29 protein-coding genes and 1 other RNA gene are annotated in these 26,730 nt (G+C 61.4%); 16 read left to right on the forward strand and 14 right to left on the reverse strand.

The window, feature by feature from the left end; all coding sequences use genetic code 11:
- Positions 1–4: 4 nt before the first annotated feature.
- Positions 5–2,200 carry a transglycosylase domain-containing protein gene (locus tag ACI3GR_RS10840; protein WP_407494437.1) on the reverse strand — a complete coding sequence of 732 codons (2,196 nt, stop codon included), beginning with the start codon at positions 2,198–2,200 and terminating at the stop codon, positions 5–7.
- Positions 2,201–2,455: 255 nt separating this feature from the next.
- Between ACI3GR_RS10840 and ACI3GR_RS10845 the strand changes: the two genes are divergently transcribed.
- The 3 genes from ACI3GR_RS10845 to ACI3GR_RS10855 all read left to right on the forward strand — a co-directional run bounded on the left by ACI3GR_RS10845 (position 2,456) and on the right by ACI3GR_RS10855 (position 5,117).
- Positions 2,456–2,794, forward strand: a complete 339-nt coding sequence (locus tag ACI3GR_RS10845) for a P-II family nitrogen regulator (protein WP_009806359.1) — start codon at positions 2,456–2,458, stop codon at positions 2,792–2,794.
- A 29-nt stretch (positions 2,795–2,823) separates the two neighbouring features.
- A complete protein-coding gene (locus ACI3GR_RS10850) occupies positions 2,824–4,158 on the forward strand; it encodes an ammonium transporter (protein ID WP_407494439.1) in 1,335 nt (444 codons plus the stop codon).
- Positions 4,159–4,340: 182 nt separating this feature from the next.
- On the forward strand, positions 4,341–5,117 hold the full coding sequence (locus tag ACI3GR_RS10855) for an SDR family oxidoreductase (protein WP_407494441.1): 777 nt from the start codon (positions 4,341–4,343) through the stop codon (positions 5,115–5,117).
- Between the two features lie 73 nt (positions 5,118–5,190).
- On the opposite strand, the gene ACI3GR_RS10860 is transcribed toward ACI3GR_RS10855, so the two are convergent.
- Both ACI3GR_RS10860 and ACI3GR_RS10865 read right to left on the reverse strand, forming a co-directional pair.
- On the reverse strand, positions 5,191–5,880 hold the full coding sequence (locus ACI3GR_RS10860; RefSeq protein WP_407494443.1) for an outer membrane protein: 690 nt from the start codon (positions 5,878–5,880) through the stop codon (positions 5,191–5,193).
- Between the two features lie 111 nt (positions 5,881–5,991).
- Positions 5,992–6,306, reverse strand: coding sequence for a DUF1244 domain-containing protein (locus ACI3GR_RS10865; RefSeq protein ID WP_407494445.1), 315 nt, complete (start codon positions 6,304–6,306; stop codon positions 5,992–5,994).
- Positions 6,307–6,465: 159 nt separating this feature from the next.
- Between ACI3GR_RS10865 and pyk the strand changes: the two genes are divergently transcribed.
- The 4 genes from pyk to rplT all read left to right on the forward strand — a co-directional run bounded on the left by pyk (position 6,466) and on the right by rplT (position 8,877).
- A complete protein-coding gene (pyk, locus tag ACI3GR_RS10870; protein WP_407494446.1) occupies positions 6,466–7,911 on the forward strand; it encodes a pyruvate kinase in 1,446 nt (481 codons plus the stop codon).
- A gap of 9 nt (positions 7,912–7,920) precedes the next feature.
- Complete coding sequence (locus tag ACI3GR_RS10875) at positions 7,921–8,157, forward strand: hypothetical protein (RefSeq protein WP_407494448.1); 237 nt, start codon at positions 7,921–7,923, stop codon at positions 8,155–8,157.
- Between the two features lie 141 nt (positions 8,158–8,298).
- Positions 8,299–8,499, forward strand: a complete 201-nt coding sequence (gene rpmI, locus ACI3GR_RS10880) for a 50S ribosomal protein L35 (protein ID WP_407494450.1) — start codon at positions 8,299–8,301, stop codon at positions 8,497–8,499.
- Positions 8,500–8,514: 15 nt separating this feature from the next.
- Entirely contained in the window at positions 8,515–8,877 is a 363-nt protein-coding gene (gene rplT, locus ACI3GR_RS10885) for a 50S ribosomal protein L20 (protein WP_407494451.1), read from the forward strand.
- A 71-nt stretch (positions 8,878–8,948) separates the two neighbouring features.
- On the opposite strand, the gene ACI3GR_RS10890 is transcribed toward rplT, so the two are convergent.
- Both ACI3GR_RS10890 and ACI3GR_RS10895 read right to left on the reverse strand, forming a co-directional pair.
- Entirely contained in the window at positions 8,949–10,232 is a 1,284-nt protein-coding gene (locus ACI3GR_RS10890) for a hypothetical protein (protein ID WP_407494453.1), read from the reverse strand.
- 134 nt (positions 10,233–10,366) lie between these two features.
- The gene (locus tag ACI3GR_RS10895) at positions 10,367–10,630 is read right to left on the reverse strand and encodes a hypothetical protein (RefSeq protein ID WP_407494455.1); all 264 of its coding nucleotides are present in this window, start codon (positions 10,628–10,630) and stop codon (positions 10,367–10,369) included.
- Between the two features lie 216 nt (positions 10,631–10,846).
- Here ACI3GR_RS10895 and pheS point away from each other — a divergent pair, with 216 nt between their 5' ends.
- The 4 genes from pheS to ffs all read left to right on the forward strand — a co-directional run bounded on the left by pheS (position 10,847) and on the right by ffs (position 14,821).
- The gene (gene pheS / locus ACI3GR_RS10900; RefSeq protein ID WP_407494456.1) at positions 10,847–11,911 is read left to right on the forward strand and encodes a phenylalanine--tRNA ligase subunit alpha; all 1,065 of its coding nucleotides are present in this window, start codon (positions 10,847–10,849) and stop codon (positions 11,909–11,911) included.
- A gap of 9 nt (positions 11,912–11,920) precedes the next feature.
- Positions 11,921–12,211 (forward strand): YrhK family protein, encoded by a 291-nt coding sequence (locus tag ACI3GR_RS10905; protein WP_407494458.1) that lies wholly within the window; start codon positions 11,921–11,923, stop codon positions 12,209–12,211.
- A 1-nt stretch (position 12,212) separates the two neighbouring features.
- Positions 12,213–14,609, forward strand: coding sequence for a phenylalanine--tRNA ligase subunit beta (pheT, locus tag ACI3GR_RS10910; protein ID WP_407494460.1), 2,397 nt, complete (start codon positions 12,213–12,215; stop codon positions 14,607–14,609).
- 115 nt (positions 14,610–14,724) lie between these two features.
- An RNA gene (gene ffs, locus ACI3GR_RS10915) (signal recognition particle sRNA small type) lies at positions 14,725–14,821 on the forward strand.
- Between the two features lie 6 nt (positions 14,822–14,827).
- On the opposite strand, the gene ypfJ is transcribed toward ffs, so the two are convergent.
- Entirely contained in the window at positions 14,828–15,670 is an 843-nt protein-coding gene (gene ypfJ, locus ACI3GR_RS10920; protein WP_407494462.1) for a KPN_02809 family neutral zinc metallopeptidase, read from the reverse strand.
- 127 nt (positions 15,671–15,797) lie between these two features.
- Here ypfJ and ACI3GR_RS10925 point away from each other — a divergent pair, with 127 nt between their 5' ends.
- The 3 genes from ACI3GR_RS10925 to recR are packed head-to-tail and all read left to right on the forward strand — an operon-like array spanning position 15,798 to position 18,527.
- A complete protein-coding gene (locus tag ACI3GR_RS10925) occupies positions 15,798–17,549 on the forward strand; it encodes a DNA polymerase III subunit gamma/tau (RefSeq protein ID WP_407494464.1) in 1,752 nt (583 codons plus the stop codon).
- A 30-nt stretch (positions 17,550–17,579) separates the two neighbouring features.
- The gene (locus ACI3GR_RS10930; RefSeq protein ID WP_407494465.1) at positions 17,580–17,924 is read left to right on the forward strand and encodes a YbaB/EbfC family nucleoid-associated protein; all 345 of its coding nucleotides are present in this window, start codon (positions 17,580–17,582) and stop codon (positions 17,922–17,924) included.
- A gap of 9 nt (positions 17,925–17,933) precedes the next feature.
- A complete protein-coding gene (gene recR, locus ACI3GR_RS10935; RefSeq protein ID WP_407494466.1) occupies positions 17,934–18,527 on the forward strand; it encodes a recombination mediator RecR in 594 nt (197 codons plus the stop codon).
- A gap of 55 nt (positions 18,528–18,582) precedes the next feature.
- Here the strand turns inward: recR and ACI3GR_RS10940 are convergent, their stop codons facing one another.
- On the reverse strand, positions 18,583–19,719 hold the full coding sequence (locus tag ACI3GR_RS10940; protein ID WP_407494467.1) for an NAD(P)/FAD-dependent oxidoreductase: 1,137 nt from the start codon (positions 19,717–19,719) through the stop codon (positions 18,583–18,585).
- Positions 19,720–19,827: 108 nt separating this feature from the next.
- The gene (locus ACI3GR_RS10945) at positions 19,828–20,583 is read right to left on the reverse strand and encodes a DUF1013 domain-containing protein (protein ID WP_407494468.1); all 756 of its coding nucleotides are present in this window, start codon (positions 20,581–20,583) and stop codon (positions 19,828–19,830) included.
- 145 nt (positions 20,584–20,728) lie between these two features.
- Between ACI3GR_RS10945 and ACI3GR_RS10950 the strand changes: the two genes are divergently transcribed.
- On the forward strand, positions 20,729–21,367 hold the full coding sequence (locus tag ACI3GR_RS10950) for a ribonuclease T2 family protein (RefSeq protein ID WP_407494470.1): 639 nt from the start codon (positions 20,729–20,731) through the stop codon (positions 21,365–21,367).
- Positions 21,368–21,441: 74 nt separating this feature from the next.
- Here ACI3GR_RS10950 and ACI3GR_RS10955 read toward each other — a convergent pair whose 3' ends face one another.
- Together ACI3GR_RS10955 and ACI3GR_RS10960 are read right to left on the reverse strand one after the other, a co-directional pair.
- Positions 21,442–22,422, reverse strand: coding sequence for an NAD(P)H-quinone oxidoreductase (locus ACI3GR_RS10955; RefSeq protein WP_407494472.1), 981 nt, complete (start codon positions 22,420–22,422; stop codon positions 21,442–21,444).
- Between the two features lie 67 nt (positions 22,423–22,489).
- Positions 22,490–23,170 (reverse strand): COQ9 family protein, encoded by a 681-nt coding sequence (locus ACI3GR_RS10960; protein ID WP_407494474.1) that lies wholly within the window; start codon positions 23,168–23,170, stop codon positions 22,490–22,492.
- Positions 23,171–23,275: 105 nt separating this feature from the next.
- On the opposite strand from ACI3GR_RS10960, the gene rpsU reads away from it, so the two are divergent.
- Positions 23,276–23,482, forward strand: a complete 207-nt coding sequence (gene rpsU, locus ACI3GR_RS10965; protein ID WP_066602373.1) for a 30S ribosomal protein S21 — start codon at positions 23,276–23,278, stop codon at positions 23,480–23,482.
- Between the two features lie 83 nt (positions 23,483–23,565).
- On the opposite strand, the gene ACI3GR_RS10970 is transcribed toward rpsU, so the two are convergent.
- The 4 genes from ACI3GR_RS10970 to mscL form a co-directional block, all read right to left on the reverse strand.
- The gene (locus ACI3GR_RS10970) at positions 23,566–24,120 is read right to left on the reverse strand and encodes a flavodoxin family protein (protein WP_407494476.1); all 555 of its coding nucleotides are present in this window, start codon (positions 24,118–24,120) and stop codon (positions 23,566–23,568) included.
- Positions 24,117–25,706 carry a GMC family oxidoreductase gene (locus ACI3GR_RS10975; protein ID WP_407494478.1) on the reverse strand — a complete coding sequence of 530 codons (1,590 nt, stop codon included), beginning with the start codon at positions 25,704–25,706 and terminating at the stop codon, positions 24,117–24,119. The genes ACI3GR_RS10970 and ACI3GR_RS10975 overlap by 4 nt, the downstream gene beginning before the upstream one ends.
- Before the next feature lie 19 nt (positions 25,707–25,725).
- The gene (locus tag ACI3GR_RS10980) at positions 25,726–26,184 is read right to left on the reverse strand and encodes an Lrp/AsnC family transcriptional regulator (protein ID WP_407494480.1); all 459 of its coding nucleotides are present in this window, start codon (positions 26,182–26,184) and stop codon (positions 25,726–25,728) included.
- 81 nt (positions 26,185–26,265) lie between these two features.
- Positions 26,266–26,703, reverse strand: a complete 438-nt coding sequence (gene mscL, locus ACI3GR_RS10985) for a large conductance mechanosensitive channel protein MscL (protein ID WP_407494482.1) — start codon at positions 26,701–26,703, stop codon at positions 26,266–26,268.
- Positions 26,704–26,730 lie beyond the last annotated feature (27 nt).

Below are 26,730 nucleotides of genomic sequence, written 5' to 3' on the forward strand. Positions count from 1 at the left end.
AACCTTAGTTTCGAATACCAAATATATTGCGGATCAACCGTTCGAGCGGATCCTGACGCGGCTGCTGGTTCTGCGGCACACGGTTGCTGTCGGCGACCTGTGGTTCAGGCGCGGGCGCTTCCGGGCGGGCCATGGGCAACGGGCGGGGCGGGATGCCTTCGTGAACGCGGACCATCACCTCGTGCCAGATCTCTGCCGGTAGGCCCGACCCGGTGACACCGGTCAAGGGCGTGTTGTCGTCGTACCCCATCCACACTCCAGCCACATAGTCGGCGGTGAACCCGATGAACCACGCGTCCCGCGCCGCCGAGGTCGTGCCGGTTTTGCCCGCGACCTCGTGGTTGGGTAGCGCCGCGCGGCCGCCGGTACCTTGGGTGACGACATTGTTCATCATCCAGATCAACTCTCTGGCGGCCGATTCGCGGATGACGCGTTCGCCGATACCGCCGGTGGCGTCCATCAGCGCCTCTGACTGGCCCTGCAGGCGCAGTTCGACCAGGCCGTAAGGCGTGACCGAAGAACCGCCGTTGAGGATACCAGCGTAAGCGCCCGTCATTTCGATCAACGTCGATTCAGAGGCGCCCAGAGCCAAGGCCGGACCCTGTGCCAGATCGGATTCGATGCCAAAGTCGGATGCGATCTTGCGCACGTTCTCAAGGCCTACGCTGTCGGCAATGCGCACTGCGGGGATGTTCAACGACCCTTGCAGCGCCTGTGCCATCGTCACTGTGCCACGGAACTTGCGATCGTAATTGTCGGGCGACCACGGGCCAGAGCCGGGGATGTTCATCGTCAACGGCGTGTCTTCGACCGTGTCGTACCAATGATAGCCCAACTCCAGCGCGGTGGCGTAGACGAAGGGTTTGAAGGCCGACCCGGTTTGGCGCAGCGCTTGCGTGGCGCGGTTGAACGCGCCCGAGACCTTGGTGCGGCGCCCCCCGACCATGGCGCGGACGGCGCCATCGGCGCTCATCACTACAACTGCGGCCTGCGCTTTTGAGCCCTCTTTGACCTTGTTTTCGAAGATGTACTTCATGCCTTCTTCGGCGGCGCGCTGCAGGCGCTGATCCAGCGTCGTGCGGATCACCACGTCTTCGGTGGTCTTGCGTGTCAGGAATTCCGGACCCGAAGACATTACCCAATCGGCAAAGTAACCGCCCGCTTTGGCTTCGGCGGCTTCGGACAGTTCGGCAGGGTTGGCTAGTGCGTCGTTGGCTTGGGCAGTCGTCAGATAGCCCTGTTCCTCCATCAACCCGACGATGACGGCCGCGCGGTTCTGCGACCGTGCCAGATCGGCGGTGGGGGCGTAGCGGGTGGGCGCGACCAGAAGACCGGCCAGCATGGCCGCTTCGGCCGGGGCGACGTCAGCGGCGGATTTGCCGAAATAGCGCTGGCTGGCGGCTTCGAACCCACGTGCGCCCGCGCCAAGGAAGGCACGGTTCATATAGATGGTCAGGATGTCGTCTTTGGAATAGGCGGCCTCCATCCCCATGGCAAAGATCGCCTCTTTGATTTTGCGATACAGGGTGGTTTCGCGGCAGTCGGATTCGTACGCGGTTTCGTTTTCCCACTTTTCCGGGTCGTAGGGTTCGCCAAGGCACAGCAGCTTGGCGGTCTGTTGCGTGATGGTCGACCCGCCGTGGCCGGACAAAGGCCCGCGCCCTTCACGCAGGTTGATCCGCACGGCGGATGCGATGCCGCGAGGAGAGATCCCGAAATGACGATAAAAGCGCTTATCCTCGGTCGCGACGATCGCGTTCTTGAGGTGAGGCGATACAGTTTCAGCCGTCACGACGCCGCCGAACTGATCGCCGCGCCATGCAAAGACCTGACCTTCGTGATCCAGCATCGTGACAGAGCCGCGGGCGCGACCGTCCAGCTGATCTTCCAGCGGGGGCATAGACACGGCGACAAAGGCGACGGCGACGGCGATGATCAGCACGATGACAGCCGTCAGACGCCATGCCATGCCGAATACCAGCCGGAATACCCAACGGAACAGCGCCGCGATATATCCGATGGGGCCGCGACGCGTGGGTTTGCGGGCAGGAGCTTTTCTGGGCTTGGCTTTCGTGGCGGTCTTTTTGGACGCGCCGGATTTGCTACCAGAGCCTTTGCCTCCGGCCGCTTTGCCTTTGCCCGATCCGCTATACCGTCGGTCGGCCACGAGAGGTGGCTTGCGGCGTCCTGAATCACTCATCTTGTCTGCCCGTTCACGGTTATTTCGGACAGATATACGCGCTGTTCCCTTAGATGTTGAGCCGTTTGCCGAAATTTGATCGTTCAAAAATTGCCTGAAAATTGAGCATCATTTGGATAACGATTAAATATTGTGCAAATGCTGAGGTTTTCGGCGGTGAATCCGGGCCTTCACCTTTCGATAAGAAAGCGGGTCCGCCTTATCTGTACCTGCCAAAGCCGGGGCCTGCGCTCCGAGATATGGAAGGGAAAATCAGTGAAACTCATCATTGCAACAATCAAACCGTTCAAGCTCGAGGAGGTCCGCGAGGCGCTGACTGAAATCGGCGTGCGCGGCATGATGGTGACCGAAATTAAAGGGTTCGGGTCTCAGTCGGGACATACCGAGATCTACCGTGGCGCAGAATACGCCGTGAATTTCGTGCCGAAAATCAAACTGGAAATCGCGGTTGCTGCCGAAATGGCCGACCAGGTCGTCGAAACGATCACGAACACCGCCAAGACCGGGAAAATCGGGGACGGCAAGATCTTCGTGCTGGACGTCCAGCAGGCGGTTCGTGTGCGGACCGGCGAAACCAACGCGGACGCGCTGTAACGGCTGCGGACAGGGAAAGGAAATACGTGATGAAAACTCTTACCAAACTGGGCCTTGCCGCCGCGCTGATCGCCGCGCCGAGCCTTGGCCTGGCGCAGGACGGCCCCGTTCCGGGCACGAACCCGTCCACTGACAGCGTCTTTATCTTCAACACGCTGCTGTTCCTGATCGGCGGCTTCCTCGTGTTCTTCATGGCCTGCGGCTTTGCGATGCTTGAAGCGGGTCTTGTCCGCGGCAAGAACGTGACCATGCAGCTGACCAAGAACGTCGCGCTGTTCGGTCTGGCGTCGATCTTTTACTACCTGATCGGCTACAACCTGATGTACCCGCTGGGTACCTGGACCGTCGAAGGCGTCCTGTCGGGCGTTTGGGGCCCCGGTGTTCTGGAAGCCGTTGGCGTGACCGCCGATGCGGCTGACGACTATGGCTATGCCTCGACCGGTTCGGACTTTTTCTTCCAGCTGATGTTCTGTGCCGCAACCGCGTCCATCGTGTCCGGTACCGTGGCCGAGCGTGTAAAACTGTGGCCGTTCCTGATCTTCGTGATCATCCTGACGTCCATCATCTACCCGCTGACCGCATCCTGGACCTGGGGTGGTGGCTTCGTTGGCGAAGCTGGCTTCTCGGACTTCGCAGGCTCCACGATCGTGCACTCGGTCGGTGGCTGGGCGGCTCTGACCGGCGCCATCATCATCGGCCCGCGTATCGGCAAGTACAAAGATGGCAAAACCATCCCGATGCCCGGTTCGAACCTTGCTCTGGCAACTCTGGGTACGTTCATCCTGTGGCTGGGTTGGTTCGGCTTCAACGGCGGCTCTCAGCTGGCGATGGGCTCGGTTGGTGACGTGGCTGACGTGTCGCGCATCTTCTCCAACACCAACGCAGCAGCGGCAGGTGGTGCAGTTGCAGCCCTGATCCTGACGCAGATCCTGTACAAGAAGCCTGACCTTACGATGGTTCTGAACGGCGCACTGGCCGGTCTGGTCTCCATCACGGCCGAACCGCTGACCCCGACCCTGGGCTGGGCAACGATCATCGGTATGATCGGCGGCGTGATCGTGGTCTTCGCGGTTCCGATGCTGGACAAGATGAAGATCGACGACGTCGTCGGCGCCATCCCGGTCCACCTGATTGCAGGTATCTGGGGCACGCTGGCCGTGGTCCTGACCAACGACGAAGCAACCATCGGCGCACAGCTGTACGGTATCATCGTCATCGGTCTGGCAACCATCGTTATGTCCGCGATCGTGTGGTTCATCCTGAAGATGGTCATGGGCGTCCGCGTCTCGGAAGAAGACGAGATCATGGGTCTCGACATGGCCGAACTGGGCATGGAAGCCTATCCGGAATTCTCCAAGGGCTGATACCTCCTCCCTTCAGTCTGAGAACCTTAGCCCGGGCGTTCGCGCCCGGGTTTTTTGTTTTGATGCGCGTGTTTGGTATCTGGCCGGGATCATTCGGTTGACCGTGGCGCGTAGGCCAGACGCGCCCTATGTTTGGAGAACCGGACGTGAGGGCCGGTGTGGCTAAACGGGAGGGCTGGCCAATGGATCTGGGACTTACTGGAAAGACTGCGCTGATCACGGGGGGCACCAAGGGGATTGGGCTGGCCTGTGCCAAGGCGCTGATGGCCGAGGGCGTTCAAATCGTTATTGCAGGACGGTCGCAAGCGTCGGTCGACGCCGCGCTGGCGGATCTTGGCGGTGGGCAGGGTCTGGTTGCCGATCTGCGATCCGCTGAAGAGGCCGCCGGTCTGGTCGCCTCTTGTCACGAGTTGATCGGTGATATCGACATCTTGGTCTGCAGCGCCGGCGCCGCGCAGCGGACGGTTCCCGCCAAGCTGACACCTGATCACTGGCGTGCCGCGATGGACGCGAAGTTCTTTACCTACGTCAATGTCATCGACCCAGTCGTCAAGGACATGGCCGCGCGTGGAACGGGACGGATCGTCAACATCATCGGCGCGGGCGGTAAGGTCGCGTCGTCCATTCACCTGCCGGGCGGATCGGCCAATGCGGCGCTGATGCTTGCGACGGCCGGGCTGGGGCAGGCTTATGCTGACTCCGGGGTGCGTGTGGTGGGGCTAAACCCCGGCGCCACCCGGACGACCCGGCTGCAGGAAGGCCTGAAAGCGCAGGCAGAGCAGGCTGGCACCACCGTCGAAGAGGCCGAAAAGCAGGCCGTGAGCCGTATCCCGATGGGCCGCATGGCAGAGCCGGAAGACATCGCAAACATGGCTGTTTTTCTGGCGTCCGACAGGGCCAGCTATGTCACTGGTGTTACAATCAATATGGACGGGGCGGTGACTGCCACGGTGGTCTGAGCTAAGCGATGCCCCAAGAAAAAGGGCCAAGAACAGCAGTGTCCTTGGCCCTTTTGATTTGGTTTTCGCGGTCTTATTTCAGCCAGTAGTTCACTTTGAAGCTGACGACCCCGCCCTTGATGTGTGTCACCGACGGGGACAGGGCTGGCGAATAGGTCATCGTCTTGCGGCCAAGGTCGTAGTACCGGGCTTCAGCCGCCAGCGAGACGTTTTCGGTCATCTTCCACTCCATGCCGACGCCCACGTTGAAGCCAACCTGTGTCTTCGAGTAGTAACCGTCGCCGCCGCCGAACACTGTATTCGAGCCAGCAGGGTTGAATGCCGTGAATTGTTTCGTGACGCGGCCAGCCGCAACACCCGCTGTTCCATAGAACAGGGTGTTTCCGGACACTGTGCCCACTTTCCCGTTCAGCATGACCAAGGATTTCAGGCTGGTTTCGCGCACCGCGTCGAATGTCGCCCCCAGTCCGGCGATTGAGGCGGATCGGGACTGACCAGAGAGGTTGCCGAACATTCCGGTCAGGTCGGCACCGTAGATGACGTTGCCTGCAGCCATGTTGTAGCCGCCCTGCAAGGTTGCGATGATCGACGTGGCCCGGGTGGTCGACGTAGCATATGGCGATCCGGTTTCAGACTCGGGTGTTGTGAAGCCCGCGCCGCCGAGGCCCAGACCGATGTATGCGCCGGTGAAGTCCTGTGCCGCAACCGGAGACGCGGCAATAGCAATAGACACCGCACAAGTGCGAAGTAGCGAAATTTTCATTTGTTCCTCGTTGGTAACGCCAGAATACGCGTATTTTAAAAAGGCGGCGAAATTGATGCCGCAGTCGATCTTATCTGCTGCAAGTATACTGGGTTAACGAGCGTTGTCCCGTTAATTCTTGGGCTTCACGTTCTCTGCGAAGGCTTTGTCGAAAGCCGCCTGTTTCTCGGGCGATGCATCGGTCTGGTTCCGGGACTTCCACTCGTCATAGGGCATGCCGTAGAAGGCTTCGCGGGCCTGTTCCTTGGTGATCTCGATGCCTTTTTCGGCCGCGGCTTCTTGCATCCAGCGTGACAGGCAGTTCCGGCAGAAGCCTGCAAGGTTCATCATATCGATGTTCTGCACGTCGGGGCGTTCGATCATCAGGTGATTGCGCAGGGTGCGAAATGCGGCGGCTTCGATTTCGATCTGGGTCTGACGGTCCATTGTCTGCTCCTGTGGGTATTTGGGCGGCAGGCTGACAGGCTGCGCAATGAAGGTCAATCTTAGCCCCGGATGTCATTGTGCTGTCACTATAGCTGGCAAGTGTCCGGGCAGCTTGTTAGATTCCCACCAAGTGGCAGGCACAGGACGCAGAGGGCAGGCATGAAACGGCAGCGCAATACCAAGATCGTGGCGACCCTTGGTCCATCATCTTCGGATTACGACATGATCCGTCAGTTGCACGAGGCGGGCGCGGATGTGTTTCGCCTGAACATGAGCCACGGCAGCCATGACGAGATCCGCGAACGTCACCGGATCATCCGCGAGATTGAGCGTGATCTGGACAGCACCATAGGCATCCTTGCCGACCTGCAGGGGCCAAAACTGCGCGTCGGTGTTTTTGCCAATGGCGAAGAAGAGCTGGAAGAGGGCGCAAAGTTTCGTCTGGACCTCGCCGAGGCTGAGGGCGACGCCACCCGTGTGACCCTGCCGCACCCCGAGATTTTTCAGGTGCTGGAAGTTGGCGCCAACCTTCTGGTGAACGACGGGAAAATCCGTTTGAAGGTTTTGGACTGTGGTGATGATTTCGCAGATTGCGAGGTGATCGCTGGTGGCACGATTTCCAACCGTAAGGGCGTGAACGTGCCGGACGTGGTGCTGCCGCTGGCCGCCTTGTCCGACAAGGACCGTGCCGATCTGGAGTTCGTCTGTCAGCTGGGTGTCGATTGGCTGGCGCTAAGCTTTGTTCAGCGGCCCGAAGACGTGACCGAGGCGCGAGAGCTGGCAGGGGGCCGCGCGTCGATCCTGTCCAAGATCGAGAAACCTGCGGCGGTGAAATCCTTCGATGCCATTCTTGAGGTATCTGACGGGATCATGGTGGCGCGCGGCGATCTGGGCGTTGAGCTTCCGGTGCAGAACGTGCCGCCCATCCAGAAAAAGCTGATCCGCCAATGCCGCGAAGCCGCGAAACCGGTGATCGTGGCCACCCAGATGTTGGAATCGATGATCGAAAGCCCGATGCCCACCCGTGCCGAGGTGTCGGACGTCGCCGCGGCGATTTATGAAGGCACCGATGCCGTGATGCTGTCGGCAGAGTCCGCGGCCGGTCAATATCCGGTCGAAGCGGTCACCACGATGGATAACGTCGCGCAAGAGGTCGAACGTGACCCGAACTATACCGAGATTATCGAAGCCTCGCGCCGGGTCGATCGCAGCACGGTCGCGGACGGTATCGTCGCCGCCGCGCGCGAGATTGCTGAAACCACCAGTATTCAGGCCATCTGCTGTTTCACCGACAGCGGCAAGACGGCGCTTCTGACATCCCGCGAACGCCCGCGCGTGCCGATCATCGCACTGACGGCCCAACGGGGAACGGCGCGCAAGCTGACTCTGTCTTGGGGCGTGAACTGCTATATGACCGGCGTGTTGTCCCGTTTTAAACAGGCCGTTGTGAACGCGGCCCGCGCGGCGCGGAGCCATGGGTTCGCCACCGAACAGGACCAGATCCTTGTGATGGCGGGTGTGCCTTTCAACGTGCCGGGGTCGACGAACATCCTGCGTGTGGCACCCTGTGAGGAACGTTTGATCTTTGCCTCTGACCCGGAATAGGCTGGGTCCATGGGTGGAGACATGGATACCGATCTGATCCTCGTGACGGGCATCGCGGTGCTGATGTTGTCGATTCCGTCGGCTGTCGCGGCCTTTGCGGAACGGCGCACACCCTGGACCGCGCTGGTCGTGGTGATCATCGGGGCGGCCATCGTTGGCTATGGCTGGCAGAACCACCCGACGGAAATGACGCTGGCCGAGGTGCCGCATGTTATCATCCGGGTCATCGCGCGGGTGATCCCCTAGAGCCTCGGCGGGCTGGCCAGCACCCTCAGATTCTGCTTGCGATATTGCGGTTTGGGTCCTATACGGCCCGCTCATCCGCGCGTCCGGTCCAAGTGGCATACCGAGTCGCGCTAAAACCCGTTTAAGTTTAAGGAGACGGAAATGCCCAAGATGAAGACGAAGTCGAGCTGCAAAAAGCGGTTCAAGATTTCGGCCTCCGGCAAGGTTATCGCCGGCCAGGCTGGTAAGCGCCATGGCATGATCAAGCGCCATAAGAAATTTATCCGTGACGCACGTGGCACGACTGTTATGTCCGAGCCCGATGCACGCATCATCAAGTCGATGATGCCTTACGACCGCTGATAGGGAGGATAGAATATGTCTCGCGTTAAAGGCGGTACCGTAACCCACGCACGTCACAAGAAGGTTCTGAAGGCAGCGAAAGGCTATTATGGCCGCCGCTCCACCACCTTCAAAGTGGCATCCCAGGCCGTCGACAAGGCCAACCAGTATGCAACCCGTGACCGTAAGAACCGCAAGCGGAACTTCCGCGCGCTGTGGATCCAGCGGATCAACGCAGCTGTCCGTTCGCATGACGAAGCGCTGACGTATTCGCGTTTCATCAACGGTCTGTCGCTGGCAGGTATCGAAGTCGACCGTAAGGTTCTGGCCGATCTGGCCGTGCACGAGCCCGATGCATTCGGCGCGATCGTCGACAAGGCGAAAGCCGCGCTGGCCTAAGTCTGGCACATAACGAATTTCAAAGGCCGTCCGATTGGGCGGCCTTTTTCGTTGCCTGTGGTCTTAATGGCTTAATCGAGGATTTGTGCGCCATCGAGGCCGATTGCGACGGCCTTTCCGGCGGCGATTTCCGCGGCGAAAGCTTCGGCGAGAGCGTGCATGATCTTGGCTTCGGTCCAGCGGCCCCCCCAGACGTCTGGCATCACTGGCCCCAAGGTGGTGCGCGCCAGATCGCAGAACAGTGCGCGCATCCTGTGCCGTATATCGCGCAAGGCTTTGGGTTCGCGGCCCCCGTCGGTGTACGGCTCTGCGCTGATGGTCCAAAGGGTGCGCAGGATGGCATTGCACGTCAGATCGGGATCGTCACATTCCTCCATCATGTCGATCAGGCCTTCGCGGAACACTTGCATATTCAAGGTCAGCGCGGCCTCAAGATCGTTTTCGATGGCGGCAAGGTAGATCGCGGAATAGGCGGCTGCGCCCAGTTTTTCGTGCGTTTTGGTCCACGACCTGTCGGCATAATCCTGAAGCGACGTGGGCTCTCCGTACCAGCGGGGCAGAAGGTGCAGCCCGTGCGTCGCGTAAGGCACCAAAGACGCGGGATCGGCACGCGACCAGCGCAGCGCGGCGCGGTTCAACTCGTCCATGGTCGTGCCGTTGGCGGCGATGGTGCGGTAGTCCAGCTCGGCATAATAGCCGGAGTGCGGGGCGCGCGGGGCGATCCGGTCCAGAATCGCGCTGGCGGCGCGAAAGTGTTCTTCGGCAGCGGTCAGCGCCCCGTCCAACGCAAAGTCCGCGTAATCGTCGCCATGGCGTGCCCAACCCATTTCAAGCTGAAATTGGGCGGTCAGGAAATGCAGCGTTGGGTCGATTTGCAGCTGTTGCAGCACGCGTAACAGCGGAGCCATCAGCGCATCTGGCAAGTCATCGGGGCTGACGCTTTGCCCGCGGTCGATCATCGCGCAGACCTGCGGCCCGGCCAGATGCCGGAACAGCGCGCGGCCTATGGCGGGGGCCATCCGATCGCCCGACGGCAGGGCGGCATGCGCCCGGTCCAGCCGCGACAGGCGCTGGCCAATCCGGCCCCAATCGTGATCCCGCCAGTTTTGTGCGACCTCTTGCAGGTGCGGCTTCAGGGCCTTCTGATCCGGGTGGCCCGTCAGGACGGTCATACCAAGTTGTTGGGAAAGCTGGTCGGTGGTCATCCGGTCGACGGTGCGCAGGCCGGGGGATTTCGGGGGGCGCAGGGCCTTGGTCGTCAGTCGCAACAGTGCGCTGCCCCCCAAGGCAATGGGGCGCAGGATCATCGGGGTGCGAAACCGGCGGCTGGCCGGTGATTGAACGAAATCGCGCATGACGGCATCCAGTTGCGAAGCCTGTAGTCAGCCATGCGAACCGGGCCAATTTTAGGCAAGCTTTGGGCATTTCAGCGCGTCATACTTGGGCAGCGCGGCCTGCTGGACGGTCAGGCCGCGCTGCCGGGGCGGGGTTAGCCGCCCAGAACCGGAGCGCATTTGTCATGCGAATCCGGCTGTCCGATGTGGTGCGGGTTCAGGATCAGAACCCATTGCACCGGGTACCCCGGAGCCTGCGTCCGGGAATAAGAGCACCCGTCCTGCGTGGTGATCCACTGGGTGCCGGTTGCCTGCACATTGGCGGGGACACGCGGCGGTTGGTAGGTGCCTGCGGCGGTGGCGTCTTGGCCCGTCAGTCCAAGGGCAGAGGCGATCAGGGCGATTTTCAGCAGGTGCATGGGGCTTCCTTTCGATCCGGGTTGGGGTGGCGCGGTGCCATCCGATGGATCGGGTTTTGTCCCGCGTGCGGGCCGAAACCGGGGTGGGATTGGGGCGGCGCGGTGTCGCTTCATTCAGCTTTTCGTAAGCTTTTGCCCAAAGTCGCGCGGATGCTGCGGCTTGCCCTTTGTCACAGGTATCGGTAGCACGTGCGCGACAGACAGAAGGAGCGTCGCATGGACGATCTGAAAGCCAAGTATCTGGATGCGATTGCCGGGGCCTCGGACGAGGCCGCGCTGGAAGACCTGCGGGTTCAGGCCGTCGGCAAAAAGGGCGAGATCAGCCTGAAGATGCGCGAGCTTGGCAAAATGAGCGCTGAAGAGCGTCAGGTGGCTGGCCCCGCGCTGAACGCGCTGAAGGATGAAATCAACTCGGCTCTGGCCGCCAAGAAGGTCGCGCTGGCCGATGCCGCGCTGGACGAACGGCTGCGGACCGAATGGCTGGACGTGACCCTGCCCGCACGGGACCGTCGCGTGGGCACGGTGCACCCCGTGTCTCAGGTCTGGGAAGAATGCACGGCGATCTTTGCCGACATGGGTTTCTCGGTCGCCGAAGGGCCGCAGATCGAAGAAGATTGGTACAATTTTGACGCGCTGAACATTCCGTCGCACCACCCGGCACGGGCCGAGATGGACACGTTCTACATGCACCGCGAAGAGGGCGATGACCGTCCGCCGCACGTGCTGCGCACCCATACTTCTCCGGTCCAGATCCGGGCGATGCAGGCACAGGGCGCACCGATCCGCACGATCTCTCCGGGGCGGGTGTATCGCGCGGATTATGATCAGACGCATACGCCGATGTTCCATCAGGTCGAAGGTCTGGCGATTGACCGCGATATTTCGATGGCGAACCTCAAGTGGGTGCTGGAGGAATTCTTCACCGCCTATTTCGGCACGCCCGTCAAAACCCGCTTCCGCGCGTCGCACTTCCCGTTCACCGAACCGTCGGCTGAAATCGACATCCAGTGTTCGTGGGAAGGTGGCACGGTGAAGGTCGGCGAAGGCGACGACTGGCTGGAAGTGCTGGGTTCCGGCATGGTGCATCCCAAGGTGCTGGCAGCGGCGGGCGTGGACCCGGCGGAATGGCAGGGCTTTGCCTTCGGCATGGGGATCGACCGGATCGCGATGCTGAAATACGGCATCCCCGACCTGCGCGCGTTCTTTGACAGCGATCTGCGTTGGCTGCGACACTATGGGTTCTCGGCGCTACAGGTGCCGACGATCCGGGGTGGGGTGTAACCTAAACCGATGACCCAATCGCGCCTGTTCCAACACGAAAACCGTGAGAAAAGCCAAGAGACGCGCCGCGTCTACGCGCTGTTCGAGCTGGTCTACACGCTGGTCGATTTCGGGGCTGCGCTTTGCTTTATCGTCGGGTCGATCCTGTTTTTCTACGAAAGCCTGATGACACCCGCGACATGGCTGTTCGTGATCGGATCGGTCCTTTTCGCGGTCAAACCGACCCTGCGCCTTGTGCGCGAGATTAAACTTATTTCCATGGGCGACACCAAAGACGTCGCCTCCCGCCTGGAGAATTGACATGAAATTCACCCTGTCGTGGCTGAAAGAACATCTGGATACCGACGCGTCGCTGGACGACATCGTCGAAACCCTGACCGACCTCGGGCTGGAGGTCGAAGGCGTCGAGGACCCGACTGCCAAGCTGAAGGGCTTTACCATCGCCAAGGTCACCAGCGCCGAACAGCACCCCGACGCGGACAAGCTGCGGGTTTGCATGGTGCAGACGGACGAGGGCGAAAAGCAGATCGTTTGCGGCGCGCCAAATGCGCGTGAAGGGATCACCGTCGTTCTGGCCAAGCCGGGCATGTATATTCCGGGGCTGGATATCACGATTTCGGTCGGGAAAATCCGCGGCGTGGAAAGCCACGGCATGATGGCGTCCGAGCGGGAGCTTGAGCTGTCGGACGAACATGACGGCATCATCGAATTGCCTTCGGGCGAGATCGGGGAAGAGTTTTCCCATTGGCTGGCGCAAAACCGTCCTGACACCGTCGATCCGGTGATCGAAATCGCGATCACGCCGAACCGCCCGGATGCTTTGGGTGTGCGTGGCGTTGCGCGGGATCTGGCCGCGCGGGGGCTGGGCACGTTGAAGCCGATGCCGGAGTATTCGCTGGATGCCTCGGGCGATTGCCCTGTCAACGTGGTGATTGATGACAACGCCAAAGATGGCTGCCACGTCTTTGCGGGCCGCTTGATCAAGGGTGTGAAAAACGGCCCCAGCCCGGCGTGGTTGCAGCAAAAGCTGAAAAGCATCGGTCTGCGCCCGATCTCGGCCTTGGTCGATGTGACGAACCTGTTCACCCATGACCTGAACCGCCCTCTGCACGTTTTCGATGCGGACAAGGTGCAGGGCGATCTGCGCGTGCATCGTGCGGCTGGCGGAGAATCCTTCCACGGGCTGGACGAGAAGGATTACATCGTACCCGAAGGTGCGCTGGTGATTTCGGATGACAACGGTGTGGAAAGCGTCGGTGGCATCATGGGCGGTCTGGCGACTGGCTGTCAGATGGATACGACCAATGTCTTCGTCGAGTCCGCCTTCTGGGATTATGTGTCGATTGCCCATGCGGGGCGCGGGCTTAAGATCAATTCGGATGCGCGGTATCGCAACGAACGCGGCATCGATCCGGGCTTTAACATGGAAGGTCTGGACCGCGCCTGTGCGCTGATTGTCGAACTGTGCGGGGGCGAGGTCACGGACACCGTCGTCGCGGGCGAGGTGCCTGACGTCAGCCGCGCCTACAAGCTGGACACCGCGCGCTGTTCGTCGCTGGTGGGGATGGAGATCCCTGCAGAAGACCAACGCGCCACGCTGGAACGTCTGGGGTTTGTCATGGAAGGTGACATGGCGCATGTGCCGTCGTGGCGGCCCGACGTCTTGGGAGAGGCTGATCTGGTGGAAGAGGTCGCGCGGATCGCGTCCCTGACCAAGCTGGAGGCCAAGCCCTTGGCGCGGTCCTCGACCGGCGTGCCCGCGCCTGTGCTGACCGTTTCGCAGAAACGCGAACAGGTGGCGCGACGCACGGCGGCGGCCTTGGGGTACAACGAATGCGTGACCTATTCCTTCATCGACAAGGCTTCGGCCGCGCTGTTCGGTGGTGGGTCGGATGCGTCGATGGTCGCCAACCCGATTTCGCAAGACATGAGCCATATGCGCCCGTCACTGCTGCCCGGTCTGTTGCAAGCCGCGGGCCGCAATCAAGCGCGCGGGATGAGCGATCTGGCCTTGTTCGAAATCGGCGCGACGTGGACGGGCGGTGAGCCGACGGATCAGGTCGACGCGGTCGCGGGTATTCTTGTGGGGCGGACGGGGCCGAAAGACGTGCATGGTGCTTCGCGGGCCGTGGACCTTTACGATGCCAAGGCGGACGTGGAGGCGTTACTTGCCTCTATCGGCGCACCGGCAAAGACGCAGATTTTGCGTACTGGCGATGGCTGGTGGCATCCGGGGCGTCACGGTGTGATTTGTCTGGGCCCGAAAAAGGTGCTGGGTGTCTTTGGTGAAATCCATCCGCGCGTCCTGCGCGACATGGACATCAAGGGCCCTGTCGTCGGCTTTACGCTTTGGCCCGGCGAAGTGCCCCAGCCGCGGAACACTGGCGGATCGCGCGGCGCGGTTCAGATCAGCGATCTGCAGGCGGTCGAGCGGGACTTTGCCTTTGTCGTCGACGCAGAGGTGGAGGCGCTGACGCTGGTCAACGCGGCTGCCGGGGCCGACAAGGCGATGATCGCAGATGTACGCGTTTTCGACGAATTCATCGGCGGGTCGCTGGGTGAGGGTAAGAAATCCATCGCCGTGACCGTGACCATCCAGCCGCAGGACAAGACGCTGAAAGAGGCCGAGATCGAGGCGATTGCCGCCAAGGTCGTCGAAAAAGTCGGCAAGGCCACGGGCGGGTCGCTTCGCGGTTAAGGGGGGCTGGGGGCTCTGCCCCCTTGGCGCAATGCGCCAATTCCCCCGAGGGTATTTTTGACCAGAAGAAATAGCGGGGGTTGCGCAAGCGGCCCCCGTTTCCTATATGCGCCTTGAGAGGTTGGCGCGGGCAGGCACCTCGCCAACCCGGTCAGGTCCGGAAGGAAGCAGCCGTAACGAGCCTCGCTTGGGTCGTTGTCCAGCCTCTCACCCTTTCCCTACAGGCGATCCGTATTGAACGTGTCGCAGCTTGCGATGTTGCCCGACTCGTATCCGGTGGCGAACCAGCGGGCGCGCTGTTCGGATGTGCCGTGGGTGAACGTGTGGGGCTGTGGCACGCGGCCAGCATTGCGCTGCAGCGTGTCGTCACCGATCTGGCGCGCGGCATTCAGCGCTTCTTCGATATCGCCGGGATCAAGCAGGCCGTCGACGTAGGTGGCCCAGACGCCGGACAGGCAGTCGGCCTGTAGTTCCAAGCGCACGGTTAGGGCGTTAGCCGCGGTCTGGCTGGACCTCTGGCGGGCTTCGTTGACCTGACCGAGGATGCCCAGTTCGTTCTGAACGTGGTGGGCGACTTCATGCGCGATCACATAGGCGGCGGCGAAATCCCCCTTGGCCCCGAGACGTTGCGCCAGTGTCGCGAAGAAGGCGGTGTCGAGATAAGCCTTTTCATCCGCGGGGCAGTAGAACGGCCCGGTCGCACCCGAGGCTCCGCCACAGGGGCTGGACGTCTGGTGCGAAAACAAAACCAGCGTCGGCGCGTCGTAATTTTCGCCGACCTGTTGTGGAAAGACCTGTGACCAGACGTCTTCGGTCGTAGCAAGGACAGAGGCGACGAAATCGCCTGCCTGCGCTTCTTGTGGCGTCAGCTCTCGGGTCTGGCTGGGCTGGCTTTGCGGTGCGCCGTTCAGCAGCGGGGTCACGTCGATACCGGTGAAGTATCCGATGGCGAGAACAAAAAGCACGCCACCGATTCCCAGCCCGCCGATCGCGCCGCCGCGTCCGCCGGACCGTCTGCGATCTTCGATGTTAGAGCTTTTGCGGGTGCCTCTGAGACGCATGGGATCATCCTTCTGTTCCAGAGAAGTGTAGGAGGTTCCGGGCGTAGGGGAAGTGCAAAATCTCTGACCGCATCCGCTGGACGTTGAACCCGGCACTCCTTAAGTTGGGCAGGAAGAAAGAGACCCCATGACCGACACGAAACCCGCCTATCAGGTGCTGGCGCGGAAATACCGCCCCGAGACTTTTGCCGACCTCGTTGGACAAGAGGCGATGGTGCGCACCCTGCGCAACGCCTTTGCTGCCGACCGGATCGCGCAGGCGTTCATCATGACGGGGATTCGCGGAACCGGTAAGACAACCACCGCGCGGATCATCGCCAAGGGCATGAACTGTATCGGGCCGGACGGGAATGGCGGGCCGACGACGGACCCATGTGGCGAATGTGAACATTGCCGCGCTATCATGGAAGGCCGCCACGTCGACGTGATGGAGATGGACGCGGCGTCCAACACATCGGTCAACGACATCCGGGAAATCATCGATTCGGTCCATTACCGCGCGGCTTCGGCCCGGTATAAGATCTATATCATCGACGAAGTTCACATGCTGTCGACCAGCGCGTTCAACGCGCTGTTGAAGACGCTTGAGGAACCGCCAGAGCATGTGAAGTTCATCTTTGCCACCACCGAGATTCGCAAGGTACCGGTGACGGTGCTGTCGCGGTGTCAGCGGTTCGACCTGCGCCGGATTGAGCCCGAGGTGATGATTGCCCTGCTGCGCAAGATCGCCGGGGCCGAAGGGGCAGAAATCGCGGATGACGCGCTGTTTCTGATTACGCGCGCTGCCGAAGGGTCGGCGCGGGATGCGACGTCGCTGCTGGATCAGGCGATTTCTCATGGTGCCGGAGAGACCACCGCCGATCAGGTCCGCGCGATGCTGGGTCTGGCGGACCGGGGGCGGGTGCTGGACCTGTTCGAAATGGTTATGCGGGGCGATGCAGCGGGCGCGATCGAAGAGTTGAGCGCGCAATATGCCGATGGTGCTGACCCGATGGCCGTGCTGCGCGACCTGGCCGAGATCACGCATTGGATTTCCGTGGTGAAGATCACGCCCGATGCGGCGGATGATCCGACGATTTCACCGGACGAGCGTGCGAGGGGTGTGTCCTTGGCCGAACGGCTGGGCATGCGGTCGCTGACGCGGATGTGGCAGATGCTGCTGAAGGCGCTGGAAGAGGTGGCCGCGGCTCCAAACGCTATGATGGCGGCCGAGATGGCGGTGATCCGTCTGACCCATGTGGCCGAATTGCCGTCACCCGAAGAATTGGTGCGCAAGCTGAAAGAACAGCCTATGCCGCCTGCCGGGCCTTCGGGTGGTGGGGGCGGTGTGTCGGCAGGCAGCGGACCTGCCGGTGGCGGCACATCGGCGATCGGTGGACCTGCGCCCGGTGGACGAGTGCATGGCCCGGTTGCGATGCTCGCCGAATATGTCGATCAGGCGCTGGCGCGGTTTCCGACCTTCGAACATGTGGTCGAACTGATCCGCGCCAACCGCGACGGCGTTCTGCAGGTCGAGGTGGAAAACAACCTGCGGCTGGTCAGCTATAGCCCCGGTCGGATCGAGTTTGTCCCTACGGATGATGCCCCGCGGGATCTGGCGCAAAAGCTCGGGTCGCGCCTGCAGGGCTGGACGGGCAACCGCTGGGCCGTGATCGTGGCCAATGAAGGCGGCGCGGAGACTATTGCAGAGAAGGCCAATGCCAAGAAGCTGGCGTTGGAAAAAGCCGCCAAGGAACACCCGATGGTGCAGGCCGTGATTTCGGCCTTTCCCAAGGCGGCGATCAAGGACATTCGCACGGCAGAGGACGTGGCGGCCGAGGCGGCCACTGACGCGCTTGCCGAGGTCGAGGATGAATGGGATCCGTTCGAGGACGATTGAGCGGACCCGCCAGACAATCAGGAGAGAAAGATGTTCAAAGGCTTGGGCCAGATGGGCGACATGGCGAAGATGCTGAAATCCGCGCAGGAGCTTCAGACAAAGGTCGTCGCGCTGCAGGAAGAGATGAACCACATGACGGTCGAGGGCGAGTCCGGGGCCGGTCTGGTCAAGGCGGTTGCCACGCTGAAGGGCGAGTTGAAGTCGCTGGATATCGATCCGTCGATCTTTAACCCCGACGAAAAAGAAGTCGTGGAGGATCTGATCCTTGCCGCGATCAAGGATGCGCAGTCCAAGGCGTCCGAACAGAATCAGGCAGAGATGGCCAAGTTGACCGACGGTCTGGGCCTGCCCGCCGATTTCAAGATGCCATTCTGAGGTCATTGATTGAGCGCTGGCAATGACATCGATGCGCTGATCGACATGATGGCGCGGTTGCCGGGGCTGGGGCCCCGGTCAGCCCGGCGCGCGGTTCTGCAGCTGATCCGCAAGAAAGAGCTGTTGCTGACGCCTTTGGCTGATCTGATGCACCATGTGGCTGTGAGCGTGCGCGAATGTGCAGTTTGCGGGAACATAGGGTCTGCGTCTGTCTGCGACATCTGCGCCAACGAAAAGCGTGCGACTGGTGAGATCTGTGTGGTCGAAGACGTGGCGGATCTGTGGGCGATGGAACGCTCTGGCGTGTTTCGCGGCAAATACCATGTGCTGGGCGGGACCTTGTCGGCTTTGGATGCGATTGGGCCGGATGAACTGGGGATTCCCCGCTTGATCCAGCGCGTGGCGGATGAGGGCGTGACCGAGGTGATCCTCGCTCTGAACGCCACGGTGGATGGGCAGACCACGGCGCATTACATCGCGGACCAGTTGGAGGGGCAGGTGCGCCTGACCTCCTTGGCGCAGGGCGTGCCGATCGGGGGCGAGTTGGACTACCTTGACGATGGCACCATCACGGCGGCGTTGCGCGCGCGGAAAGAGCTGTGATCGCAGAGGGCGCTGCCCTCCGCACCTCCCGGAGTATTTCTGGAAAGATGAAGCGTTAGCCGGCGTCCTTTGCCCAGACCGGTAAAGGCGTGTCGGTGAGTAGCCCTGCGCCCAGGCGGCCGAGTTCGTCGGAGTTTTTCGCGGCACGTCCGCAGCCGCCGGTCGCGGTGAAGACGCGGGGCGAAAGTGAGCGTAGGTAGGGCAATTCGTTGGGCGTATAGCTGGTGACGCAAGACATTGTGCTGACCGCATCGATCTGCAGATCAGGCATCCGGGCGCGCAGCATCGCCTCGATCTCGGTCCCGGCCTTAGTGTCGCCGGGGGATTGGAACCATTCCGTCAGCTCGGCCTTAGTTGACAGGACAGGGTCTTCGGTCGGGCCGCCCATCTTCAGATAATAGCGCCCATCAGGATAGCGGATTGGCGGTAGCAGGTAGGGGTGGTTTTCCGGCGGTTCCAGGTAGATGAGCGAGGGCATGGTGGAGAGGCGTTTGGCCTCGGCCTCGGATACCTCGAAAAGGACCACGGTGCGCCCGTAAATGGTTAGCGAAAGCTGATCGCCGAGAAATGGGTTCGAGAAGCCGCCGGTGGCCAGAAGGATGCGGTCGAACTTTAGGGTTTGGGTCGCGGTTCGGACGCTGACGCCCTGATCGGTGTCATTGTAATCCATAACCGCTTCGGCGATGTGCTGCGCCCCGTTTGCCTTGGCCAGCTTGATCTGAGCGCTGACCAAGCGGCGGGGGGAGATATGGCCGGCGTCCTTTGTTTCCAGCAGCCCGATGGTGTCGTCCGGGAAATCGAAGAAAGAGAAGCGGTGGGCCAATTGGGCGCGATCCAACCGGGTGCAGGGGATACCATCGCGGGCGGCGATCTGTTCCATATCCGCAGCCTGCCGGCTGTCTGACGTCCCGGCCATCATGCAGCCGACGGGGGAATAAAAGCGGATGCCGGATGCGGCTTCGATCTGTGCATACCGCGCGATGGACGCTCGGGACACTCGGGACCAGAAGGGTGACGGGTCGAGGCCACGGGTGATACGGCCTTCGTCATAATGCGACGCGAAGGGGCCCGTGTGGGTTGTTTTGTCGGCGGGTTCATCCGGGCCGATCAGGGTGACCTCAGCGCCTTGGGTGGCCAGATGGCGGGCGGCGGCTGATCCGATCAGGCCAGCGCCTATGACAGCAAATTTCATGTTTTAGGTCCGCGTCGGTGTCGTTCGCCGGACATTGCGCAACCTTTGGCCAAAAGAAAAGGCGCGGGCCGAAGCACCGCGCCTTTGCTTCTTTCGAGGGGGTGACGATTACTTGTCGTCTTCATCCTCATCATCGCTGTCGTTCGGCAGGTTGAAGAAGCTGTCCGCATCGACCAGTTCGTCGTCTTTTTTGTCTTCCGTGTCGTCGTCATCGGACAGGGAGAAAGTTTCCAGACCTTCGATAGCGGTCGGGATGCGCGGCTCTGCTTCCATTTCGAGCGATTGTTCGGTCGACAGCAGCTTGCGGCGTTCGTCGTCCGACATCGCTTCGCCTTCGGCGGCTTTTTTCGCAGCGGCTTTCTGAACGGCGGCGTCCAGTTCGGACTGTTTGCACAGGCCAAGCGCGACCGGGTCGATCGGCTGCATGTTGGCGATGTTCCAGTGGGTGCGTTCGCGGATCGACTGGATCGTCGGCTTCGTGGTGCCCACCAGTTTGGAGATCTGGCCATCGGACAGTTCGGGGTGGAACTTCACCAGCCAGAGGATCGAGTTCGGGCGGTCCTGACGTTTGGACAGCGGGGTGTAGCGCGGGCCACGGCGCTTTTCTTCGCCGACAGCCGCCGGGTTGAACTTGAGCTTCAGCTTGTAAAGCGGATCAGCCTCGGCCTTGTCGATTTCTTCCTGCGTCAGCTGGTTGTTGGCGATCGGGTCAAAGCCCTTCACACCAGCGGCCACGTCGCCATCGGCAATGCCCTGCACTTCAAGCTCATGCATTTCGGTAAAGTCGGCGATCTGCTTGAAGCTGAGCGTCGTGTTATCCACCAGCCAGACGGCAGTGGCTTTGGCCATAATCGGTTTGCCCATGGTGATACTCCTTACGTCGTGTCGGGCCCGGATACAGAAATTCCGTCGACTGCCGGGACAGTCGGCACCTTGCGGTGCGGGTTTCCGTTGTGGGGGAACTTGGAGGCGATATAGTCGAACCGCGGCACTAATGAAAGAGGCAATAATGCTTAGACTTTTCGTGATCTGTCTGTTGACCCTGCTGCCGTTTGGCGTGCGGGCCGATGGTGAAGCGGCCGGGGATTTCGACTATTTCGTGCTGTCGCTTAGCTGGTCACCGACATGGTGCGCGCTGGACGGGGACGACCGCGGATCGCCGCAATGTACCGATGACAAGGATTTCGGCTGGGTTCTGCATGGGCTGTGGCCGCAGTACGAGGACGGTTACCCGTCTTATTGTCCCACAGCCAAACGCCCGCCGTCACGCGGCATGACGGCAGAGATGGCGGATATCATGGGCGCGCCGGGTGTGGCGTGGCACCAGTGGAAAAAGCACGGCACCTGTGTTGGGGTTGAGGCGTCGCAATATTACGGGCTGATGCGGTTGGCCTATGAGAAGATTGAGCGGCCGCAGGTTCTGCGCGATCTGGGGCGGGATGTGCGACTGCCCGCGTCTGTCGTGGAGGAAGCGTTCTTGGAAGCTAACCCAGGGCTAAAGCGCGAAGAGATCACGATCACCTGTCGGTCAGGACGCATTCAGGAGGCGCGGATTTGCCTGGACATGAAGCTGCAGCCGCGGCGCTGTGGGGATGACGTGATCCGCGATTGCCGGGCTCAGGATGCGCTGCTGGAGAAGATTCGCTAAGGCGTACCGGAGGGCACTGCCCTCCGGACTTTCGGGATATTTCGGGCCGGGATATTTCGGGCAAGAGGATGGGGTCAGCCGACCTTCAGGACGATTTTGCCGATGTGGTCAGAGGTTTCCATCCGGGCGTGGGCCTTGGCAGCATCGTCCAGTGGGAATTCGCTGTCCATGACTGGCGCGATACGGCCAGCATCCAGCAGCGGCCAGACATGTTCGCGCAGTTGCGATGCGATTTCAGCTTTGGCGGCGTCCGACTGCGGGCGCAGGGTCGATCCGGTGATGGTCAGGCGTTTGGCCATGACTTGTGCAAAGTTCAGCTCGGCCTTGGGGCCGCCGAGGAAGGCGATAAAGACCAGACGGCCTTCGATCTCAAGCGCGCTGACGTTGCGCGGGATGTAGTCGCCACCGACCATGTCGAGGATCAGGTTCGCGCCGCCTTCGTCCTTCAGGATTTGGGCGAAATCTTCTTCGCGGTAGTTGATGGCGCGTTCGGCGCCTAGTTCCACGCATTTCGCGCATTTGTCAGCGTTGCCCGCGGTGGCAAAGACCCGCGCGCCAAAGTGCTTGGCCAGCTGGATCGCCGTCGTGCCGATGCCGGAGGACCCGCCGTGGATCAGGAATTTTTCCCCAGCCTTAAGGCCGCCGCGCATAAAGACGTTAGTCCAGACGGTGAAATAGGTTTCGGGCAGGCAGGCGGCCTCTTTCAGGCTCATGCCTTTCGGGACCGGCAGGCAATGGGCCGCGGGCGTCGCGACGTATTCGGCGTAGCCGCCACCGGGCAGCAGGGCGCAGACCTGATCGCCCACCTTGGGCCAGCTGACGCCTTCGCCAATCGCCACGACTTCGCCAGAGGCTTCCAGGCCGGGCAGGTCGCTGGCATCTGGCGGCGGGGCATATTTTCCAGCACGTTGCAGCGCGTCGGGGCGGTTCACACCAGCATAGGCGACCTTGATGATGACCTGACCGGCCTTGGGGTCGGGCCGGGGGCGGGTGGTGGGTTTCAGGACCTCGGGGTCGCCGGGGGTGGTGATTTCGATCGCGCGCATATCGGTCATGGGGTCCTCCGCTAATTTGGCGGGACTATTTCCGGCGGGCATCGGAATGTCCACCGGGGCGATTACATCAGCGGCTTTGTCCCGGCAGGTCGTCCCGGCGGCGCGGGGCGCGGATCATGTTCAACAGCGATCCGGGGGCCGACAGGGCGCGGCCAAGCGGGCCGGAGGTGACCTTGGATTTGAATTTCTCGAATTGCATGACGTTCTCGATACGACGGTCGAGGAAATCCCACGTCGGCTGGTTATCGGGCGAGTTGTCGCCCAGCCAGAACAGAAGCGTGGACCCGATCACGCCCGACAGCGTCGCGCGTTTGGTGTACCAGTTGTAATCTTCCGACGTGTCGCCAAGCGCGGTCCAGACCGCATCGGCGGTCTGCCATAGCATCTTGGCCCCATCGGGTGCGTTCAGCGGCAGTATGTTCTGCGACGTCGCGCGGCGCAGCGCCTCTTTGTCTTCTATCGCCATGATTCGCAGTTTGACCGCATGGGCGACCTTTTCGCTGTAGCGCATGTCGCTCAGGTCGGCCTCGGCCATTTGTTTGGCCATGCGGGCATCGCCACGGTCGTGCCAGGCGCGGGCCACGTCGCGGGCGCCGCGGGGAAACAGGCCGCGGGCGACGGTGGGATCAATTCCAGTGTCTGCAACGGCGGCATCGAAAGATGTCTGGGACCAGCCGTCGAAAACGACGTGCGACAGGATGGCGTCGATTATCTGGTCCGTTGGCGTTTTGTCCTTAGGGTCGGTCATCATAGCCTCGTGAAGTCGGTCTACTAGACAGATAGGGCAAAGTTGGCTATACGGCCACCTCCTGCAACTTATGCAACTCAAACTTAGGAAGGTGGTGACAACCACATGCAGGTTAGTGTTCGTGACAATAATGTCGATCAGGCGCTTCGTGCCCTGAAGAAAAAGCTGCAGCGCGAAGGCGTGTTCCGCGAAATGAAGCTCAAGCAACATTTCGAGAAGCCGTCCGTCAAGAAAGCGCGCGAGAAAGCCGAAGCGATCCGCCGTGCCCGCAAGCTGGCACGCAAAAAAGCGCAACGCGAAGGTATGCTCTAAGCTTCTTCACCGAACGCAAGTTCAAGCGACCCCCGTGGCCCAGCCCCGGGGGTTTGTTTTTGTTTAAATGCCGTGGGGTAGGGTCAGCGGGTCCAGCGTTTTGCCAATTTTGCGACGCGCTGACCGTAAATACGCGACGATTCCTGGCACCCTTCGGTCAGGCCCTTGGTGTTGGCATTGACGGCGAGGCCTAGGAATGTGCCAGAAAGGTTCAGCCCTTCGTTTTCGGGCATGACTGGCGCGCCGATGACTTCTTGACCGATCCAGATCATGCCGTGCTGCATGGCGAAAACATTCAGCGCCTGTAGCGTCGACAGCTTGTCGCCTGCTGTATTCACCCCTGCGGTAAAGCCGCCCGCCAGCTTGTCTTCCCATAGGCGATCGGTCCAGATCGACTCTCCTGTCTGATCCATGAAGGCTTTGAAGCCAGAGGCCGGGCCGCCCATGTACGTCGGCGTGCCCATGATGATCGCATCGGCATCGTGCAGCGTGGTCCAGCCGTCTGGGCGTAGGTCGATCACATCGACCAGCTTGGCTTCGGCCCCGGCGGACAGGACGCCTTCGGCGATCAGTTCGGCGCTTTGCGCGATTGCGCCAGAGCCAGAGAAATAGGCGATTGCGATGGTGGGGGACGTCATCTGCGGGCCTCGGTCAGGATCATGTCGGCGGCTTTTTCGGCGATCATGATGGTGGGGGCATTTGTGTTGCCACTGGTGATCCGAGGCATGACGGAGGCGTCGACAACGCGCAACCCTTCAATCCCGCGCATCTTCAGGCTGGCGTCCAGCGGCGCGCTGTCATCGGCGCCCATGTGAACGGTGCCGACGGGGTGGAAAATAGTGGTTCCCACCTCGGCGGCGGCTTGGGCCAGGTCGGCGTCGCTTTGGTAGTGTGCCCCGGGTTTGACTTCTTCCGGGGCATATCGGGACAGGGGGTCCTGTTCCATGATGCGGCGGGTCAGGCGGATTGCGTCGATGGCGGTGCGGCGGTCGCCGTCGGTGCTAAGGTAGTTGGGGGCGATCAAGGGCGCGGCCTCGGGGTCTGCAGACGCGATGTCGATCCGACCGCGGCTTTCGGGGCGCAGGTTACACACGCTGGCCGTGATGGCGGGATAGCTGTGCAGTGGTTGCCCGAAGGCGTCCAGTGACAGTGGCTGGACATGGTACTCCAGATCGGGTGTCGCCAGATCGGGGCGTGACCGTGTGAAGGCCCCCAGTTGCGACGGTGCCATCGTCATCGGCCCCCGTCGACGCAAAGCATAATCCGCGCCAATGGTCAGTTTGCCCAACAAGGTGTTTGCCATTGTGTTCAGCGTCTTGGCGCCGGTTAGCCGCCAAGAACAGCGCAGTTGCAGGTGATCCTGCAGATTGCCCCCAATATGCGGCTGGTCGTGCACTACGTCGATGCCGAGTTTTTGCAGATGCTCACCGTGTCCGATGCCCGACAATTGTAGGATCTTCGGGGAGTTCACGGCCCCTGCCGACAGGATAACCTCGGCCTTGGCATGGACCTGATGCAGCTGCCCGTTGCGGCGATATTCGACCCCGGTGACCTTGCGGCCTTGGGTCAGTAGCCTGGTGGTCATCGCGTGGGTTTCCACCCGCAAGTTCGGGCCAGAGGTGGTGCGCAAAAACGCCTTGGCCGTGTTCATCCGCCAGCCGCCGCGCTGGTTAACGCGGAAATACCCCACGCCGTCGTTGTCGCCGGTGTTGAAATCGCTGGTCTCGGGGATGCCCGCTGCCACGGCTGCCTTGATCCAATTGTCCAGCAGATCCCAGTGCAGCCGCTGATTTTCGACCCGCCATTCACCGCCCGCGCCATGATGTTCGGTGGGGCCATCGACGTAATCTTCTGACTTCTTGAAGAAGGGCAGCACATCGTCCCAACCCCACCCGGGCAGACCCAATTGCCGCCAGCCGTCATAATCCGCCGCTTGGCCGCGCAGGTACAGCATCCCGTTGATCGACGAACACCCGCCCAGCACCTTGCCACGCGGGTATAGGATCGATCGCCCGCCAAGGCCCGGTTCCGGCTGGGTCTTGTACATCCAGTCGGTGCGTGGATTGCCAATGCAGTAAAGGTAGCCCATCGGGATATGGACCCAATGGTAATTGTCGCGCCCGCCCGCTTCGAGGATCAGGGTTTTGTGCCCCGCTTCGCTAAGCCGTTTTGCCAAAACGCATCCGGCGCTGCCCGCGCCAACGATGATGTAATCGTAATCCATGTGATCCCCCCGCCGCAGGTTAGACCGGAAGCGCCGTGGTCTTAAAGACCGTGCGCAGGGCGAAACTGGTCTGCATCTGCAGCACGCCGGGCAGGCGCGACAGGTGCTGGCGGTGGATGCGGGCGAAATCTTCGGTGCTTTCGACCACGACCTTCAGCAGGTAATCCGCCGTGCCCGCCATCAGGTGGCATTCCAGCACCTCGGGAACGCGCTTCACCTCGGCCTCGAACGTGTCCAGAACCTCGTCGGCCTGCCCCTGCAGGCGGATTTCTACAAATACGGTGGTGGGCAGCCCGATCTTGCGCGGATCCAAAAGCGCAACGTAGTCGCGCAGCACGCCAGAGGTTTCCAGCCGCTGCACCCTGCGATGACAGGCCGAGGGCGAAAGACCGACCTTTTCAGACAGGTCGGCGTTGGACATACGGCCCTGTTTTTGCAGTACGCGCAGGATGCGGCGGTCGATGTCGTCTAGGGTCATATCTGTCTTCCGGCCAGTGTTTGGCCGGAAGATATTCCTTTATCTCGTCTAATGGCGAGGGTTTCTTCGAGCAAAGCCCCCTTAGGCGCTGTTTTTCAGAGAATCGCGAATTTCCAGCAGCACGTCCAATTGGGTGGGGCCTGCGGGCTTTTCTTCGGCCGGGGCGGCTTCTTCTTCGCGCATCACCTGATCCTTGGCGCGGTTTACGGCCTTAACCAGCATGAAGACGACAAAGGCGATGATCAGGAAGTTGAAGACCGCCATGATGAAAGACCCATAAGCAAAGACGGCTGCACCGGCTTCCCGTGCCGCTTCAAGGCTGTCATAGGTGCCGTCGCCCGACAGGACGGCGAAGTTGTTGGTAAAATCCACACCGCCCGTGAACAGGCCGACGATCGGGTTGATCAGGTCGTCTACCATGGATTTCACGATGGCCGTGAAAGCCGCGCCGATGATGATACCGACGGCCATGTCCATGACATTGCCCTTGGCGATGAAGGCCTTGAATTCGTTTAGCATGCTTGCTTCTCCGTAGTGCTATCGGCC

The sequence above is a fragment of the Pseudooceanicola aestuariicola genome (assembly GCF_045763785.1).
In the GTDB taxonomy this organism is placed as follows: Bacteria; Pseudomonadota; Alphaproteobacteria; order Rhodobacterales; family Rhodobacteraceae; genus Pseudooceanicola.